This window comes from Nocardia jiangxiensis NBRC 101359 (genome assembly GCF_000308615.1).
Classification (GTDB): Bacteria; Actinomycetota; Actinomycetes; order Mycobacteriales; family Mycobacteriaceae; genus Nocardia; species Nocardia jiangxiensis.
Genome location: NZ_BAGB01000002.1, coordinates 134006 through 149469, shown reverse-complemented (window position 1 = coordinate 149469; position 15464 = coordinate 134006). Strand labels below are relative to the sequence as shown.

Sequence of the window (15464 nt, the reverse complement as noted above, 5' to 3'; positions counted from 1 at the left end):
ACGAGCGGGAGCCGGGGCCGGAGCTACCCGGGCCGGAGCGGGCCCCGCCGGGGCAGCTGGCGCAGGCCGGGATGGCCCCGCTGGCGCCGGGGCAGGTGCTGCGGCGGGAGCCGGAGCCGCCGAAGAGGGAGCGGGGGCCGGAGCGGCAATCTCGGCTGGGCCTGCATGGCTCGGAGCCGCAGGGGCCGGAGCCGACGCTGCGTGGCCTGGGGCGGCCGGGACAGCGGGAGCGGGGGCCGCGGGTGCCGGAGCGGGGGCAGCCGGTTTTGCAGCGGGAGCAGAAGCGTGCGGCGGGGCGGCGACGGGGGCCGGGCTGCGTGGGCCGGGGCCGGTTGGGGTGAGGCTGCCGGGGCCGGGGGAGTGGGAGTGGGGGGCCGGGAAGCGACCTGTTGCGGGGCGGGGGCCGGGCTGGCCGGTGGCTGGGCGATAGCTGGGATGGCTACCGAATAGCCCGCGGCGATCGGTAGGACGACAGCTGCGGACAGCGCCGCGAGCCTGAACCGGCGCGCACGGGCGCGTCTCGCACTCCCACTGCTCTCATACGCCACACCTGCCACAAAGGTTTTTCTACCGCTCGAATCACGTTTGAACGTGCCGACGCGCGGATAACACTATGAGTTGTCCATTCAACGACCGGGGATGTGCGGACAAAGGCCGCAAACGACAACCGGCGCCGTGCACGAGGCACGGCGCCGGTCGGGGGACTATCGCGTTACATGTCAGGCGTGCAGCGCGGCCAGGATGCCCGGACGGGCCTTGGCCAGCTCGTCCTGCCAGTTCCGCCAGATGTGGGTACCGGTGGCCGGGAAGTCGTAGGTGGCCGGGATGCCCAGCGACTGCAAGCGCGCCTGGAAGGTGTGCGTGCTGACCATCGCGATGGCCTCGAGCGCCATGGCGTTACCCGTATTGAACAGGCCCACAGCCGAACCCAGGTTGTCGCGCTGATCCGGCAGACCGCTGCCGGAGGAGATGAACATCGGCAGACCACGCAGCTGCGGAGCGAAGACCATCGGGTCCGAACGCAGCCACTGCGGGCTCCACGGCGCGGCCATCGAGTCGGCGTTGAAGCGTCCGGCGTCGAGCATCATGACGCGGATCGCCTCGCGCATACCCGGTGCGTTCCAGTTCAGCGGACCCGAGAACGAGGCCACGTACTTGAACTGGTTGCGGTGGAACGCCGCCAGGCGCAGCGCGGCCGGGCCACTCATCGACAGACCCGCGACCGCCCAGTTGCTGTGCGAGACGCCGTAGTTCGCCAGGAAGTTGGGCAGTTCCTTGGTCAGGAACGTCTCCCACATGTAGGTGAACTTCTGGCCGTTGGTGTTACTCGGCGACTGCCAGTCCGCGTACCAGCTGGACTGACCGCCCACCGGCATGACCAGCGTGACGTTGTCGTTACCGAACATCTGCTGCGAGTTGGTCTCGAACGACCAGGCGTTGCGATCGTCCCGGGCGCGCAGACCGTCGAGCAGCAGCAGCGCGGCATTGCCGCCGTGCCTGGCCCACTGCACCTGGACCTTGATCGGCCCCATGGAGGAGGGAACCATCAGCTCCTGGTAGCCGCCGGCCGGGGTGCGATGCACCGGGTGACCGACGATCGGGGACGCGGTGGCGACCGATGGAATTGCTGCTGCCGTCGCCAGCGGGAGCGCCAGCGTAGCGGCGCCGACGGCGAGAAGTCGCGCGCGCCAACCGAACCGAGCATTTCGCCGCCCTTTGGGGACTCCCGCCGAGGCGGGCGCCGAATCCGACGCCGGCGCTGCGGACCTGCCGAAACGCATGGATGCTGCTCACTTTCTGCTGCTGTAGTCTGCTGTTGTAGGCGTACCGCATAACCGCAGTCGAACTGCTGCCGGCGGCACGGTACACACTCACCTCGGATCCCGATCTCCGAAGCGAGCGACGGCGCGTCTACGAGGTGGTCACACTTGCGCTCGCTGGACCATATTCGACCGATCCGCGGTTAGCAAGACGGGGGGCGAACCCTTGTCCGAAATCCGCCCGAGACCTTTCGTAATCGTGCAGTGACCCTATCGCGTTCGCCCGGTTATGTCGCGGGAACCCTTCCCGGATCCAGGAATTCGTGGTAACTGCGAATCCGCTCGAACCACTCCGGCGTCGCCAATTCACCGATGCGGACGATCCGTTCACAGGAAACACACAGTGCGGTCGCTGTTTCCGAGGTGTTCACGTATCCGAATAGGCGCGCGGCACAACACAATCCACACGCCCGCTGATCTCGTCGCGACCGGAACGGCATTCGGCCGGGAACCCATGGGTCCCGGGCGCGACGAACCTGATGGTCAGCCGATATTGCGCGACATGTCCGGAATCATCCGGTACGCCTCGTTACTCCAGTTGATCCAGTCGTGGATGCCGTAATTGGGGAACGAGTACACCACGTTGCGAGCGCCGAGCGTCTGCATTCGCACCTGGAACGCCCGAGTGTTCAACAGCGCCAGGAATTCCAGCGGCATACCGCGGACCACGCGATCGGCCGCGGCGCCGACCGGCGGAGCCAGATCCGCCTGATCGGGAATGGAGCTGCCCGCGGCGATCCACAGCCTCGTATTGTTCGCCACCAGCCGGGGTGCGAACACGAACGGATCCATGGCCAGCCACTTCGGCCCCCACGGCGGCGCCATCGAATCCACGTTGTATCCGCCCGCGTCGACCATCGCGGTCCGGATCGCCTCGCGCATACCCGGCGCGGAAACGTTCAGATATCCGGAGTACGACCCGGCATAACTGAACTGATCGGGGTGATACGCCGCGAGCATCAGCGCCGCGCTGCCCCCCATGGACAGGCCGAAGGCGCCGTTGCGCGTGGCCCGGAAACCGAGCCGGTCGTGCAGCGCGTTGCGCAGATCCCGGGTCAGGAACGTCTCCCAGTCGTACCGGTAGGCCTTACCCGGCCCCGACATGAACGTCTCGGTCGCACCCGATCCGGTGGCGGAGCCGGTATTGGTCGGCGGCATGCCGAGGAACGAACTCGGCGCATTCCAGTCCGCGTAGAAGCTGGACTGTCCGCCGACCGGCATCACCACATTGATATTCCAGTTGGCCAGCACCTCGGCCACATTGGTCTCGATCTCCCAGCCATTGAGGTCCTGCCGGGCGCGCATACCGTCCAGGGCGTAGACGACGCGATCGGTATTACCGTCACGCGCCCGCAGGATCCGGGTCTTCACCGGTCCCATCGCCGCATTGTTCACCCAGAAGTCGAAGGCATGCGGATCGAATGCCGCCGCGGCCCTGGGCACCTCGCCGTGCACCGCCAGCCCGATGGGCATCGCCACGACCAATGCCGCCGCCATTGCCGTTCGGCCGAACCACTTCCGTGCCGAACGGCCGAACCTCCGGCCGGTGCTCGGTTGTCGGGCGCCGGGTGAACCGAATCCTGGCTTCGTGGGCGCAAATCGCATCGGGTCTCGCCTTTCGCTCGGGCACCGGTGCCCGCATACCCGCTCGCGGCCCGACACCCCATCTATTCGGACAACACAGACGAACTCCTCGGCGCATACGGTGCGCCTCCGCACTGCACAGATCTCGATACAGAAACGAGTATCGACCACCTGGTCACGCACTCAGGTGATTGAACGCCGAGTTTTCCCGAATGATCGCCGGACAGCACCGCCCAAGGTGCAACCGTGTCGGATCCGATACAGGCAAATGGACAGCAATAGGCCCCGGGGTGATCATCACCCCGGGGCCTGTTGCTGGCGGAACCCTACGCGGCGAGTCCGATCAGCCGATGTTCGCGGAAAGGTCCGGGATCATCTTGCTGACCTCGGCCTCCCAGTTATGCCAGTTGTGCACGCCGACCGACGGGAAGTCGTAGGTGACGTTCTGCGCACCCAGGCTCATCATGCGGATCTGGAAGGCCCGGGTATTGGCCAGGGCCAGCGCCTCGAGCGGTGAACCCTGGATGACGTCCATCGCGTTGGACACATCGCCCGCGCCCGGAATACCGCTGCCCGCGGCGACCCACAGCCTGGTGTTGTTGGCCTTGAGCTGCGGCGCGAAGACGAACGGATCCATGTAGAACCACTTCGGGCTCCACGGCGGCGCCATCGAGTCGATGTTGTAGCCGCCGGCGTCGATCATCGCCGCGCGCAACGCCTCGCGCATACCGGGCGCCGAGATGTTCAGATAGCCCGAATACGCGCCCGCGTAATGGAACATGTCCGGGTGGTGCGCGGCCAGGGTCAGCGCCGCGCTGCCGCCCATCGACAGGCCGAACACGCCGTTGCGCGTGGTCCGGAAACCGAGCCGGTCGTGCAGCGCGTTGCGCAGATCGCGGGTGACGAAGGACTCCCAGTCGTACCGGTAGCTCTTACCCGGGCCCTGTCCGAGAATCTGCAGTCCGCCGGAGCCGGACGACGAGCCCGAGGACGAACCCGACGAACCGGCCTGCGGCGGAATGCCGAGGAACGAACTCGGCGAATTCCAGTCCATGTAGAAACTGGACTGGCCACCCACCGGCATCACCACGTTGATGTTGGCGCGGGTGAGCGCATTGGCGACGTTGGTGTTGATCTCCCAGCCGGACAGATCCAGACCGGCGCGCTCACCGTCGAGCGCGTACACCACGCGGTCGGTGTTGCCGTCGGCAGCGCGGAAGACCCGCGACTTGATCGGACCCATGATCGATGAATCGACCCAGAAGTCGAATCCGGTGGGCGTGAACGCTGCGGACGCGGTGGTCGCCTCCGCCGCCGACATAGCCAGCGGCAACAACGTAGCCAACGCCAATCCGAGCGCCGAGCGCCTCATCCAGCCGGACCGACGCTCGTTACCCCGATTCAGCGACCGTCTCCGACGTCTTTCCTGCGCCCAACGCACAGTCACGCCTCGCATATCCTGTTCGGCCTTTCCCTTGTGCGGCCGGGCTCGGCCGCTTCGTGCGGGCCGTCCACCAGCGCAAGCGTGCCTGCACCGCCGGACGGAAGTACTTCGGTGAGCTTATCGCGCGAACCATGCCGCAGCGTTACCAAAATGATACGAAGTGGCGGAAAACGCAGTTTGGAACTGGTCGCCATCAGATCACGGCGGGCGCATTCGGACAACCCGAGGTCACGATCGATGTCCGCGATGACCTGGACATTCGTCCGACCGACCCGGTGTCGAACCGGGCCGGACCGCACGTCGAAATACACAGTCACTTCACAGCAACCGCAAGGATCGGACCTACTTCGGCGGTGTAAGCGCCGGCGGCGGCGGTGTCGGCGCCGGATCGATCAGATGACAACGCTCGATCTCGTACTTGGGCACCCGATCGATGCGGTACTTCGAGAACGACCACGCCTGGATCAGGTTGTGCTTGAACCGCGAGCGCGTCAGCGGAGCCCGCGAGGAGGCCAGCAGATCCTGGGTGGCCGGGCAGGACAGCGCGGTGTGCGCCTGCATCGCCCACTTCTCGTCCATGTACCACGGCATCCACGGATGCCGGTCGACCATGCCGGTATCGGCCAGCGGCCAGTCCGGGTAGAGGTTCTTGTCGTGCCCGATGCGGCCGTCCGTCAGCCGGTCCGAATGCGCGGCCAGCGGATAGGCCAGGCCCTCCTGATCGATGACGCGCACGTCCAGCGGAACGTTCATGCTGGTCATGCCGAGGTTCAGGAAGTAGACGGTGTGACCGGCCCCGCCCTCCGGGATCGGCAGCGGCGGCGGGGCGATGTACCACATCATGAACGACGGCGAGTTCAGCAGCAGGCCGCCGTTGGGGGTGTTGGCGATGTCGTCGACCATCGCCCGCATGCGCGGATAGTCCAGATAGTCCTCGGCCAGGATCGGATGATCGTGACCGCTGTTGAGCACGTAGTAGATCCGCTCGTCGACGATGCCGTCCGAGCTGATGCTCGCGCCCGCCTTGTTACCGGTGGTGTTCGAGGCGAAGAACGCCCAGGCGATCATGGCCACCCAGACCACCGGCAGCGCGAACGCCCAATTCCGGTGCAGCGCACCGCGTACGACCGCGCCGAACCGCCAGACCGGCAGCACCGACACCGGCAGCAGCAGCGTGAACAACTGCGGCAACAACATTCGGCCGTGCATGAAATCGCCGCCGACGCGCAGTTCGAAGGTGATCAGCAGCAGTGCGCCGACCAGGATCAGCGTGACCACCGCACGCGGGGTCCGCAACTGCTGCCGGATGCCTTCGATCCGGCCGAGCAGACCCGGACGTCCGTCCGCCGCAGTCGATTCCGCGTCGGCCTCGGCCGCGGACGCACGCTGCGCCCGGCGCGCGCGCAGGATCACCACCGCGACGATCGCCAGCACCAGCAGCGGAGCCCACAGGAAGTACGGCCCGCTCAGATCCCACAGATATTTGAAACCCTGCCCCCACTTCGCACCGCCCGCCTCCTTGGCGACCGCGGTGTTGGGCACCGGAAGTCCGTAGTACCCCATCCGCCAGATCTGATATCCCACCGGAACCAGACCACCGACCGCGACGATGCAGGCGCGCAGCAGAATCGGGCGCAACCGCGAGGCCGGCATCGGCGCACAGAACACCAGCACCAGGGCCAGCCCGCCGAGAATGGTCATCTCCGGACGCACCACCCAGCACAGCCCGGCCCAGAACACCAGGCCGAAAAGGCTTGGCAGCCGGACGCGTTCGGCCTGGGACCAGCGCATCAGCAGATACCACAGCACGCCCAGCCAGAGGATGACCAGGCAGTTCTCCAGGCCGGAGGTGGCGTAGTCGCGGGCCGGGGGCACCGCGATGTAGACCACCGCACCGGCCGGGAGCAGCAATTGCGTTGCCGCACCGCCCCACAGCCGCGCCGCGCCCAACATCGCGAACACCACCGCGAGCAGCGAGAGCGTCAGCGCGGTGAACAGACTCACGTATTCCAGACGGGCGTGGGTGATCCAGCTGAAGAACCAGATCACATACGTCCACGCGGCGCTGGTGTTGGTCTCCACGCGGTCACCCACGTTGAAGACCGGGCCGTTACCGGCCATCAGATTGCGCACGGTGCGCAACACGATCAGGCCGTCGTCCGCGATCCAGCGGCGCGCCCAAGCGCCACAGGCGAATACGACCACGGTGGTGACGATCCCACCGACGAATGCCAGGCGAGCGAACAGCGCGAAACGCCGCGCGGGATCACGTAGCCGGACACGGTCGAGCGATTCGCTCGAACCGTCCGTCCCCTCGCGATCTTCCCCGTCTGCCAGCATCTCGTCAGGTGAGATAGACAGCGACACCTACCGCTCCGATCAAGGCGATGGCCAGGAACTGCAAAACGCGGTCGCCCAGCGCGATCTCTTCAGGTTCTCCGGCCTCGCCGCCATCGACGTCGACCGCGTAACGCAGGATTGCGATAGTAAACGGAATCATCGAGATCGCATACCACAGGGTGCGTTTGTGATCGGTCTCGAACGCCCACAGGCCGTAGAACACCACGAGCGCGGTCGCCGACAGCGTCCAGACGAAACGCAGGTAGGTAGGCGTGTAGTACTGCAACGACTTACGGATCTTCGCGCCGGTGTCCAGCGCGATCTTCAGCTCGGCGTAGCGCTTGCCGGTCGCCATGAACAGCGACCCGAACGCCATGACCAGCAGGAACCACTGCGACAGATGGATATTCGCCGCCGCGCCGCCGGCCACCGCGCGCAGCAGGAAGCCCGAGGAGACGATGCAGATGTCCAGCACCGCTTGGTGTTTGAGCCCGAAGCAGTAGCCCAGCTGAATGGCGATGTACACCGCCATCGTGACCGCGAGCTGCCAGGCGGCGGCGAAGGAGATCAGCAGCGAGCCGACCAACAGCACGACCGACAGCGCGAAGGCCAGATTGACCGGCACCACACCGGCCGCGATCGGCCGGAAACGCTTGGTCGGGTGGGCCCGGTCGGCCTCCACGTCCATCGCGTCGTTGATCAGGTAGATGCCCGAGGCCGCCATGCAGAAGACCACGAAGGCGACGCCGATATGCCAGCCCTTGGTCACATCGGCGATCGCGTAACTGCCGTCGGGCAGTTTGCCCGCCGCCAGCGGCGCCGCCAGCACCAGGACGTTCTTCACCCACTGACGTGGCCGCATGGTCTTGATCAGACCCCCGGCCAGGGTCTTGGGCGGGCCCTTCAGTACGGCTTCGTCGAGGTCGGTGCCGGTCGGCTCTTCACTCATTTCAGCGAGGGCTCTTTCCTGTGCGGTCACTGGCAAGTCTCTTTTCGGCGGCTAGCACGGCGGCAGCTGACGCGGCGCCCAGCGCGGAACCGGCGAGCACGTCGGAGGGATAGTGCACTCCCAGAACCATCCGGGAGAGCAACATCGGGGGCACGAGCACCGCAGGCAAGGGTAGCCCGGTCAGCCGTCCGAGCAACACCGCAGCCGCCGTGGTGGAGGTGGCGTGCGAGGACGGGAAACTCAATTTGCTCGGTGTCGACACGTTGACCTGCACCGACGGATCGTGCGGACGCTTTCGCCGGACGATCCGTTTGATGACGACCGAGGCCGCGTGCGAGCCGAACGCGCCGGCCGCCACACCCGCCCACTGCCGCCGACGCGGCTTGTCCACGAGTGCGCCGACCGCGCCGATCGCCATCCAGCCCAGCGCGTGCTCCCCGAAATGGGACATTCCGCGCGCGGCGGAGATCACCGCCGGGTTGGACCCGATCGTGCCCTGCACAGCGTTGAGGACCTTGACCTCGGCCGATCGCGTCTGCGGATCGGGCACGACGTGCAGTCCGGGTGACCTACCGGTCACGTCGGAGGCTTCTGCGGTCATTTCGGATTCTCCTGTGTGCGCGCGGCCGGGGCGATACCGAAGGCATCCTCCCAAGCCGCGGTACTGGTCAGCTTCGCGTGCGCCGCACGATACTGGTTGCGCACCTCGGGGAAACGCTCGGCCAGCTCCCGACGCAACCGCATGGCCTCCTTGAACAGCTCGAGCGCCTTGCGCGGATCGCGCTTGCGGTACACCACGCCACGCCCGTCGGCGGTGGTGACGGTGACGCCGTCCACCTGCGAGAGCAGGAACCACCGCGCGTCGAGCGTGGGAACGTTCAGCTGCGGGGTGTCGTAGTGCTTCGGGTCGGCCTTGCGGACGTTGTGCAGCAGGCCCTTACCGAGCCGGGCCATCTTGGCGATCGGATTGCCCGGCTCGCCGACCGCGCCGACCTCGGCGTGCGAGGCCAGCGGCAGTTCGGTGGAGGACGGCAGGACCACCGCGTCCGGATATTCCTTGCGCATGGCGTGCACCTTGCCCAGTGCGGTGGGCAGCAGGCCGAACAGCTTGTCGGGTCCGGCGAGGTAGTCGCGAATCGCCTCGTTCTGGATGGCGACCGTCGAATACTCCAGGCACAGCAGGTGTTTCAGTGTCGCCTTGATGGTGTTGACCACCATCGGGCGACCGTCGTTGGGCAGGTGCAGCGAGGCGACGACCAGCCGGTTGCGCAGATGGAAGTACGCCTGCCAGTCGATCGCGTCGTCCTTGTCGGACCAGGCCATGTGCCAGACCGCCGCACCCGGCAGGGTGACCGTCGGATAGCCGTGATCGCGTGCGCGCAAACCGTATTCGACGTCGTCCCACTTCAGGAACAGCGGCAGCGGCTGGCCCAGTTCCTCGGCGACCTTGCGCGGGATGACGCAGGTCCACCAGCCGTTGAAATCCACGTCGATGCGGCGGTGCAGCAACTTGGAGTTGTCGCGGTCGCGCAGGGGATTCTTGGAGAAGTCGTGGTCGTATTCCACGTTCGGGGCCGCGGTCCACATGAAGATGGAGCGGTCCACCACCTCGCCCATGGTGTGCAGGTGCGAACGTTCCTGCAGGTTGAGCATCTGCCCGCCGGTCAGGATGGGCGAACGGGCGAAACGCGAGAAGGCCAGGGCGCGCAGGATGCAGTCCGGCTCGATCTCGATGTCGTCGTCCATGTAGACGATGTACTCGGCATCGGTGGTCTTCAACGCCTCGTACATGACCCGGCTGTATCCGCCGGATCCACCGAGGTTGGGCTGATTGTGGAAGGCCAGCCGATCACCCAGCGGCACAGCGGCTTCGACGAATCCGGGTTCGTCGACGACCTTGCGGGTGCCCTGGTCCGGAATGATGACCGCGCGGATCTTCTCCAGCACCAGCGGGTCCGAGCCCAGGGCCGCAATGGTTTTCACCGCGTCGCCGGGACGGTTGAAGGTGGGCATGCCGACCGCGATGGTGCCCGCGCCGGGCGCCTCGATCGGCGCGTACCAACCGCCGCTGCGCAATTCGACCGCCGAATCGGTGGTGATGTCGAACCAGATCCAGCCGCCGTCCTCGAACGGAGCCAGCTCGATCTCGAATTCCACCGATTCCGTGGCGATTGCGGCGGTCTGCTCGGCGTCCTCGTGCGCGGGATCGGCGGGCATCGTGCCGAATTCATCGCCCTGCACGTGAATTCGCGAACCGTCGGCCTTGGAGCGGTACACGTCCACCCGGCCGTGGCCGGAGAGCTCCAGCCGCAGCACCACCGAACTCAGCACACTCCAGCGCCGCCAGTAACTGGCCGGAACCGCGTTGAAGTAGGTGCAGAACGAGACCTCCGACTCCCCGCCGATCGACAGCGAGGTGCGTGAGATCGCGTGTGCGCGACGGGCGTTGGTCTCCGACTCCTCCAGGTAGAGGGTGCGCACGTCGAGCGGTTCGCCCGGACGCGGCAGGATGACCCGCTGTAGCAGCGAGATCGCGCGGGTGTGGGTGGGCATCTGTTCCAAGGTCGCTTGTGCGGTCATGTCACTTTCCTGCGGGCTTCTCGGGCACGGCTCACTGGTCCTGGGTGACCAGCGGTGCGCCGGATTCCAGGTGCGGGCCCACGATGTTGTCGAACATGCTCAGCGCGCTGCCGATCGCCATATGCATGTCCAGGTACTGGTAGGTGCCCAGACGTCCACCGAAAAGGACCTTGGCCGTGGCTGTTTCGTTCTTGGCCAGCTCACGGTAGGCGACCAGTTTCTCGCGGTTCTCGGTGCTGTTGATCGGGTAGTACGGCTCGTCGCCGGTCTGCGCGAAACGGGAGAACTCGCGCTGAATGATCGTCTTGTCCGTCCGATAGTCGCGCTCGGGGTGGAAGTGGCGCGGCTCGATGATGCGGGTGAACGGCACGTCGCCGTCGTTGTAGTTCATCACCGAAGTGCCCTGGAAATCACCGGTGTTCAGCACCTCGGTCTCCAGATCGATCGTGCGCCAGCCCAATTCGCCCGCACTGTAGTCGAAGTAGCGGTCCAGCGGGCCGGTGTACACCACCGGGGCGTCCGAGCTCTGCGCGCGAATCTCCTCGCGCACCTCGAACCAGTCGGTGTTCAGCCGGACCTCGATGAGCTCGGATTCGGCCATCTTCTCCAGCCACGCGGTGTAGCCGTTGCGCGGCAGGCCCTCGTAGGTGTCGTTGAAGTAGCGGTTGTCGAAGGTGTAGCGGACCGGCAGGCGGGTGATGATGCCCTCGGACAGCTCCTTCGGATCGGTCTGCCACTGCTTGGCGGTGTAGTCGCGGATGAATGCCTCGTACAGCGGGCGGCCGATCAGCGAGACGGCCTTCTCCTCGAGGTTGGACACGTCCTCGGCGTTCACCTCGGCGGACTGCTCGGCGATCAGGGCGCGCGCCTCGTCGGGCGTGAAATAGCGGCCGAAGAATTGCGAGAGCAGGCCCAGGCCCATCGGGAACTGGTACGCCTGCCCCTTGTGCATGGCGAAGACGCGGTGCTGGTAGCCGGTGAATTCGGTGAACTGGTTGACGTAATCCCACACCCGCTTGTTCGAGGTGTGGAACAGGTGCGCACCGTATTTGTGCACCTCGATACCGGTTTCGGGATCCGCCTCGGAATATGCGTTGCCGCCCAAGTGGTAGCGGCGTTCGACGACCAGCACCCGCTTGCCTAATTGGGTGGCGGCACGTTCGGCGATGGTCAGCCCGAAGAATCCGGAGCCGACGATGATCAGATCGAAGGGCGTTGCGGCGGTCACGGGTGCCCAGCGTATCGGAAGTCCGCGACGACGCCCGGTGGAGTAGCGCACTGCCTTCCGCCGACCCGTGCGACCGGCAGATTTCCGGCGCCCGACATCCGCATTTTGCGTGGAATTCGCGATCCGGGGAGGAATCGGTCATCCGGGCGGTATGACATGAGCGCCAATTGAACGGACGACCAGTTCATTGTCGTGGCAATGCCGCCGCGTTTCAGCGCGATCGAAAGACCTCCCATGCGGATCACCCGACCCCTCACCCCGTTGTTCGGCGCACTCGTGGTGTCCGCGTCGCTCGGCGCGGGGCTGCTGACGCCCTCGTCCGCGAACGCCGACACGCCCGGCGCACTGGCCGCGGTCCCCGTCGCCGCCGAAACCTGCGGGCACACCTCGCCCACCTTCGACGACGTCGTCACCTCCGCGGCCTCCGCGATACGCACCGTGATCCCCGCGAACCGGCTCGCCGGCTACGACCGTCAGGTGAACGACTTCCGCTGCACCATCGCCACGGTCCGCGTGCACCGCGACGAACTGCCCACCGATCCGACGCACAGCAGCGGACGACTGGGCACCTGGACGACCCGATCGTCACCTATCTGGTCGACGGGCTCGACGCGGTGCGCACCGGGCATCTCGATCACACGATGTCCGTCTCGCGCCTCGGCCTTCGCCCCGCCTGCTACGGCGCGCCCATCCTGCGCGGGGTACTCCAGTCCATGTGCGCTGCATAGGTTTTCGCGATGTGAGTGCTCCGGATCCCCGGCTGCGCACCACCGGGCCGGATCATTCGAGCGGTCGAGCCCGGCGCGAAGCCGGTCCCATCAGTAGGGCGGGTACTGCTGCTGGCCGTACATCTGTGCGGGCTGCGGGTAAGGGCCGGGGACAGCCGGTGCGGCCGTGCGGGCCGCGATCCAGCGCCCGGTCGAACTCGCCGCGGCCAGGCACAGCGTGGGCACCTCGAAGACGAGCACGATCACGATCGTGACGAGCAGTCCGACCACATCCCCCTGCGAATGGTGGTTGGCCACCAGCGTGTAGAGCATCCCGCCGATACCGCCGACCAGGGTCAGCCCGCTCGCCCCGACGATCATGTATCGGCCGACGCGCCTGCGGAAGAAGAACAGAATCGCCGCGGAGAGATACACGCCCGTGAAGATCGTCACGACGATCAGGGCGACGACCTCGCCGGAATCGCTGTACCCGTCGTGCCGATCCTGACGGGTCTCGATCGATCCCACGACCGTCACAAGCAGGCCGAGCAGGCCATGGATGGTGGCGAGCACACCGGCCGTGATCGCGGTGCCACCACCCGGCTTTCGCACCGGACCGACCGGCTGTGGATAACCCGGTTGTGCATATCCGGGTTGTGGATAAGGTCCGTAACCCGAATTTCCGGGCTGACCGTACGGATATCCCACTTCTCCCCCTCGTGGTCCTCGAATGCGAACTGTACCGCGCTGATCACACCACACCGAGCGCCGAATTCGATACCGCCGAAGCATATTCCGCAGCACCGACACAGCAGGTGCGGATGAGGCCGCACCGGCGCCGGACGCAACCAGGGCACAGGATCGAAATCCTGTGCCCTGGTTGATATTTTGCTGTCGAGCCGATCAGTAGCGAGGGTACTGAGGCTGCGCGTAATTGATCTGCGGCGGCTGCGGCGGGGTCACGCCACACCAGCGCTTGGTGCTGGAGGACAGCGTCAGGAACAGCATTATCGCCACGATCAGCAGGCCGGGGATGGAGAAGGCCGCCGAGGCCGGGACGCCCGAGGCGAAACCGATGATCATGCCGATCAGACCGCCGACCACACCGAGGCAGGACAGGGTGATCAGCAGGATCCGGCCACCGTTCTTGTGGTTGAGCAGCAGAAATCCGCCGAGGAGGTACAGCACGGCGACGACCGCCTCGAGAATCATGCCGAAGTAGTAACCGCCCCCGTCGAAATCGTGGTGCGAGGCCGAGATGCTGGTCCCGTACTGGCTGTTCATCGAATCGACCGTGCTGTTGAGGTTGTCGATGGCCTCCTTGGCGACGCTCATGGCGTGCACGGTGTAGACGATGCCGCCGATGGCCAGCAGCGCGAGCACGATCGCCAGTACACCGGCGGTGATCGCCGTGCCGCCACCGGTGGACGGCTGTGCATTACCGAACTGCTGGGGATTACCGATCTGCTGTGGAAAACCCTGCGGCTGAGGCATACCCGGCAGCTGGGGATAACCCGGCTGCTGCGGATGAGCAGCTTGTTGCGGATAGCCCTGTTGTGGATAACCTTGTTGCTGTGGATATCCGGGCCGTTGCGGATATCCCGGCTGCTGACCATAAGGCTGCTGGCCGTAGGGCTGAGGCTGACCGCCGCCGTAACCAGGCTGGCCATATGGATAGCTCATCGGGTTTCCTTTCCTCCCCTGATCTGGGCGCGAACTCTACCCGGCACGTCCATCCCCGGGCGACCCGAAAAATTCCCACCCTGACCGCCTGATACGTCCCCTCGAACTCGGGTCGGCCGCACCCCGAGCCGCGGGTCCTGCACCTGGCGAACGTCGAATTCGGCTATCCCAGATGGGTTTCCGCGTAGGCGTACATCGCGGCACGAACGAATTCGGTTGTGCCCTCGCCGTGCTTGTCGTAGTTCGCGGCGAAACGCGGGTCCGCGACGTACATATCGCCGAGGCCGGTGAATGCGCAGGCATCCGGCCGCCTGCCTCCCCAGCCGACGGCGATCCAGTCGTAGTGACGTTGCGCGATCGCCTGCACCTGCGCACTGTCCGGTGTCAGACCGGCCGAATGCGCCCGGCCGTAGTCGGCGGCGATGTCGAGGTGGGTCTGCTCGAATGCCTTGCGATCCGCCTCGCTCATCGAACGCCACCAGGCGTCGTTGCTCTCGTACGCCTCCCTACCCCAGCGTTCGATCACCTCGTCCTTGTACCGGGTGTGGTCGAATCCGTCGAACGTCTCCTCCGCCATGAGCGGCTCACCTGCTTCCGTCTTGCGCAATGTTGTGTGCACCGACGCGATCTGCCGCGCGATCCGGTCCTGCTGCTGACGCAGCAGTTCCAGATGCGTACGCAATGCGGCCGTCGTATCCTGTTCCCCTGCAAGCACTTCGGCGATGACCGGCAGGCCGAGCCCGAGCTCGCGCAACAACAGGATGCGCTGCAACCGCACCAGGGATCCTTGGTCGTAGTACCGATAGCCGTTGGCCCCGACCCGACTGGGCGGCAACAACCCGAGCTGCCCGTAATGCCGCAGCGTCCGACTGGTGGTCCCCGCCGCCCGAGCCAACTCCTGAATGGACCACTCACCCACGGCCGCACCACCCGTTTTCCCTGATCACGTCGACAAACCCAGCATGCAAGTTGACGCTACGTCAAGGTCAAGGATTATTTCCCCGAGCCCCACCGAACCCACAACCCGACCCTCGAAGACGACCTCGAGCACGCGAAGATCGCTACCGCCGCAGCGGATGTAGCTGAGGCAGCATCCGGAACGAACAGGAGATGGACCTCCCGAAACGGA

At 66.0% G+C, this 15464-nt stretch carries 13 protein-coding genes; 1 reads left to right on the top strand and 12 read right to left on the bottom strand.

Annotated features, from left to right (window positions below; genetic code table 11):
* Positions 1–719 precede the first annotated feature (719 nt).
* From ON40_RS00855 to glf, 9 genes are all read right to left on the bottom strand, one after another.
* A complete protein-coding gene (locus tag ON40_RS00855) occupies positions 720–1781 on the bottom strand; it encodes an alpha/beta hydrolase (RefSeq protein ID WP_083895312.1) in 1062 nt (353 codons plus the stop codon).
* A gap of 522 nt (positions 1782–2303) precedes the next feature.
* Positions 2304–3317 carry an alpha/beta hydrolase gene (locus tag ON40_RS00850; RefSeq protein ID WP_040817189.1) on the bottom strand — a complete coding sequence of 338 codons (1014 nt, stop codon included), beginning with the start codon at positions 3315–3317 and terminating at the stop codon, positions 2304–2306.
* 430 nt (positions 3318–3747) lie between these two features.
* Positions 3748–4776 carry an alpha/beta hydrolase gene (locus ON40_RS00845; RefSeq protein ID WP_040817188.1) on the bottom strand — a complete coding sequence of 343 codons (1029 nt, stop codon included), beginning with the start codon at positions 4774–4776 and terminating at the stop codon, positions 3748–3750.
* 71 nt (positions 4777–4847) lie between these two features.
* Complete coding sequence (locus ON40_RS00840) at positions 4848–5165, bottom strand: hypothetical protein (RefSeq protein ID WP_040817185.1); 318 nt, start codon at positions 5163–5165, stop codon at positions 4848–4850.
* A 25-nt stretch (positions 5166–5190) separates the two neighbouring features.
* On the bottom strand, positions 5191–7188 hold the full coding sequence (locus ON40_RS00835) for an arabinofuranosyltransferase AftB family protein (protein WP_040817182.1): 1998 nt from the start codon (positions 7186–7188) through the stop codon (positions 5191–5193).
* Positions 7189–7192: 4 nt separating this feature from the next.
* The gene (locus ON40_RS00830; RefSeq protein WP_040817179.1) at positions 7193–8137 is read right to left on the bottom strand and encodes a decaprenyl-phosphate phosphoribosyltransferase; all 945 of its coding nucleotides are present in this window, start codon (positions 8135–8137) and stop codon (positions 7193–7195) included.
* 1 nt (position 8138) lies between these two features.
* Positions 8139–8738 (bottom strand): phosphatase PAP2 family protein, encoded by a 600-nt coding sequence (locus ON40_RS00825; protein WP_083895310.1) that lies wholly within the window; start codon positions 8736–8738, stop codon positions 8139–8141.
* Positions 8735–10717: a glycosyltransferase gene (locus ON40_RS00820; RefSeq protein ID WP_040817177.1), complete on the bottom strand. Its 1983-nt coding sequence runs from the start codon at positions 10715–10717 to the stop codon at positions 8735–8737. Before ON40_RS00820 ends, ON40_RS00825 begins: the two co-directional genes overlap by 4 nt.
* Before the next feature lie 31 nt (positions 10718–10748).
* A complete protein-coding gene (glf, locus tag ON40_RS00815) occupies positions 10749–11945 on the bottom strand; it encodes a UDP-galactopyranose mutase (protein WP_040817174.1) in 1197 nt (398 codons plus the stop codon).
* Positions 11946–12179: 234 nt separating this feature from the next.
* Here glf and ON40_RS49470 point away from each other — a divergent pair, with 234 nt between their 5' ends.
* Positions 12180–12770: a hypothetical protein gene (locus ON40_RS49470; RefSeq protein WP_083895308.1), complete on the top strand. Its 591-nt coding sequence runs from the start codon at positions 12180–12182 to the stop codon at positions 12768–12770.
* Here ON40_RS49470 and ON40_RS47745 read toward each other — a convergent pair.
* From ON40_RS47745 to ON40_RS00795, 3 genes are all read right to left on the bottom strand, one after another.
* Positions 12764–13264 carry a hypothetical protein gene (locus ON40_RS47745; protein ID WP_157186147.1) on the bottom strand — a complete coding sequence of 167 codons (501 nt, stop codon included), beginning with the start codon at positions 13262–13264 and terminating at the stop codon, positions 12764–12766. The two genes, ON40_RS49470 and ON40_RS47745, sit on opposite strands and share 7 nt — an antisense overlap.
* Positions 13265–13555: 291 nt before the next feature.
* Positions 13556–14335, bottom strand: a complete 780-nt coding sequence (locus ON40_RS53820; RefSeq protein WP_176572809.1) for a hypothetical protein — start codon at positions 14333–14335, stop codon at positions 13556–13558.
* Positions 14336–14498: 163 nt separating this feature from the next.
* Entirely contained in the window at positions 14499–15254 is a 756-nt protein-coding gene (locus ON40_RS00795; RefSeq protein WP_040817168.1) for a MerR family transcriptional regulator, read from the bottom strand.
* Positions 15255–15464 lie beyond the last annotated feature (210 nt).

Bases quoted from the DNA above. Each gene is read 5' to 3' on its own strand.
- ON40_RS00855 (WP_083895312.1), bottom strand. From the start codon at position 1,781: ATGCGTTTCGGCAGGTCCGCAGCGCCGGCGTCGGATTCGGCGCCCGCC.
- ON40_RS00850 (WP_040817189.1), bottom strand. From the start codon at position 3,317: ATGGCGGCGGCATTGGTCGTGGCGATGCCCATCGGGCTGGCGGTGCAC.
- ON40_RS00845 (WP_040817188.1), bottom strand. From the start codon at position 4,776: ATGAGGCGCTCGGCGCTCGGATTGGCGTTGGCTACGTTGTTGCCGCTG.
- ON40_RS00835 (WP_040817182.1), bottom strand. From the start codon at position 7,188: ATGCTGGCAGACGGGGAAGATCGCGAGGGGACGGACGGTTCGAGCGAA.
- ON40_RS00830 (WP_040817179.1), bottom strand. From the start codon at position 8,137: ATGAGTGAAGAGCCGACCGGCACCGACCTCGACGAAGCCGTACTGAAG.
- ON40_RS00825 (WP_083895310.1), bottom strand. From the start codon at position 8,738: ATGACCGCAGAAGCCTCCGACGTGACCGGTAGGTCACCCGGACTGCAC.
- ON40_RS00820 (WP_040817177.1), bottom strand. From the start codon at position 10,717: ATGACCGCACAAGCGACCTTGGAACAGATGCCCACCCACACCCGCGCG.
- ON40_RS49470 (WP_083895308.1), top strand. From the start codon at position 12,180: ATGCGGATCACCCGACCCCTCACCCCGTTGTTCGGCGCACTCGTGGTG.
- ON40_RS53820 (WP_176572809.1), bottom strand. From the start codon at position 14,335: ATGAGCTATCCATATGGCCAGCCTGGTTACGGCGGCGGTCAGCCTCAG.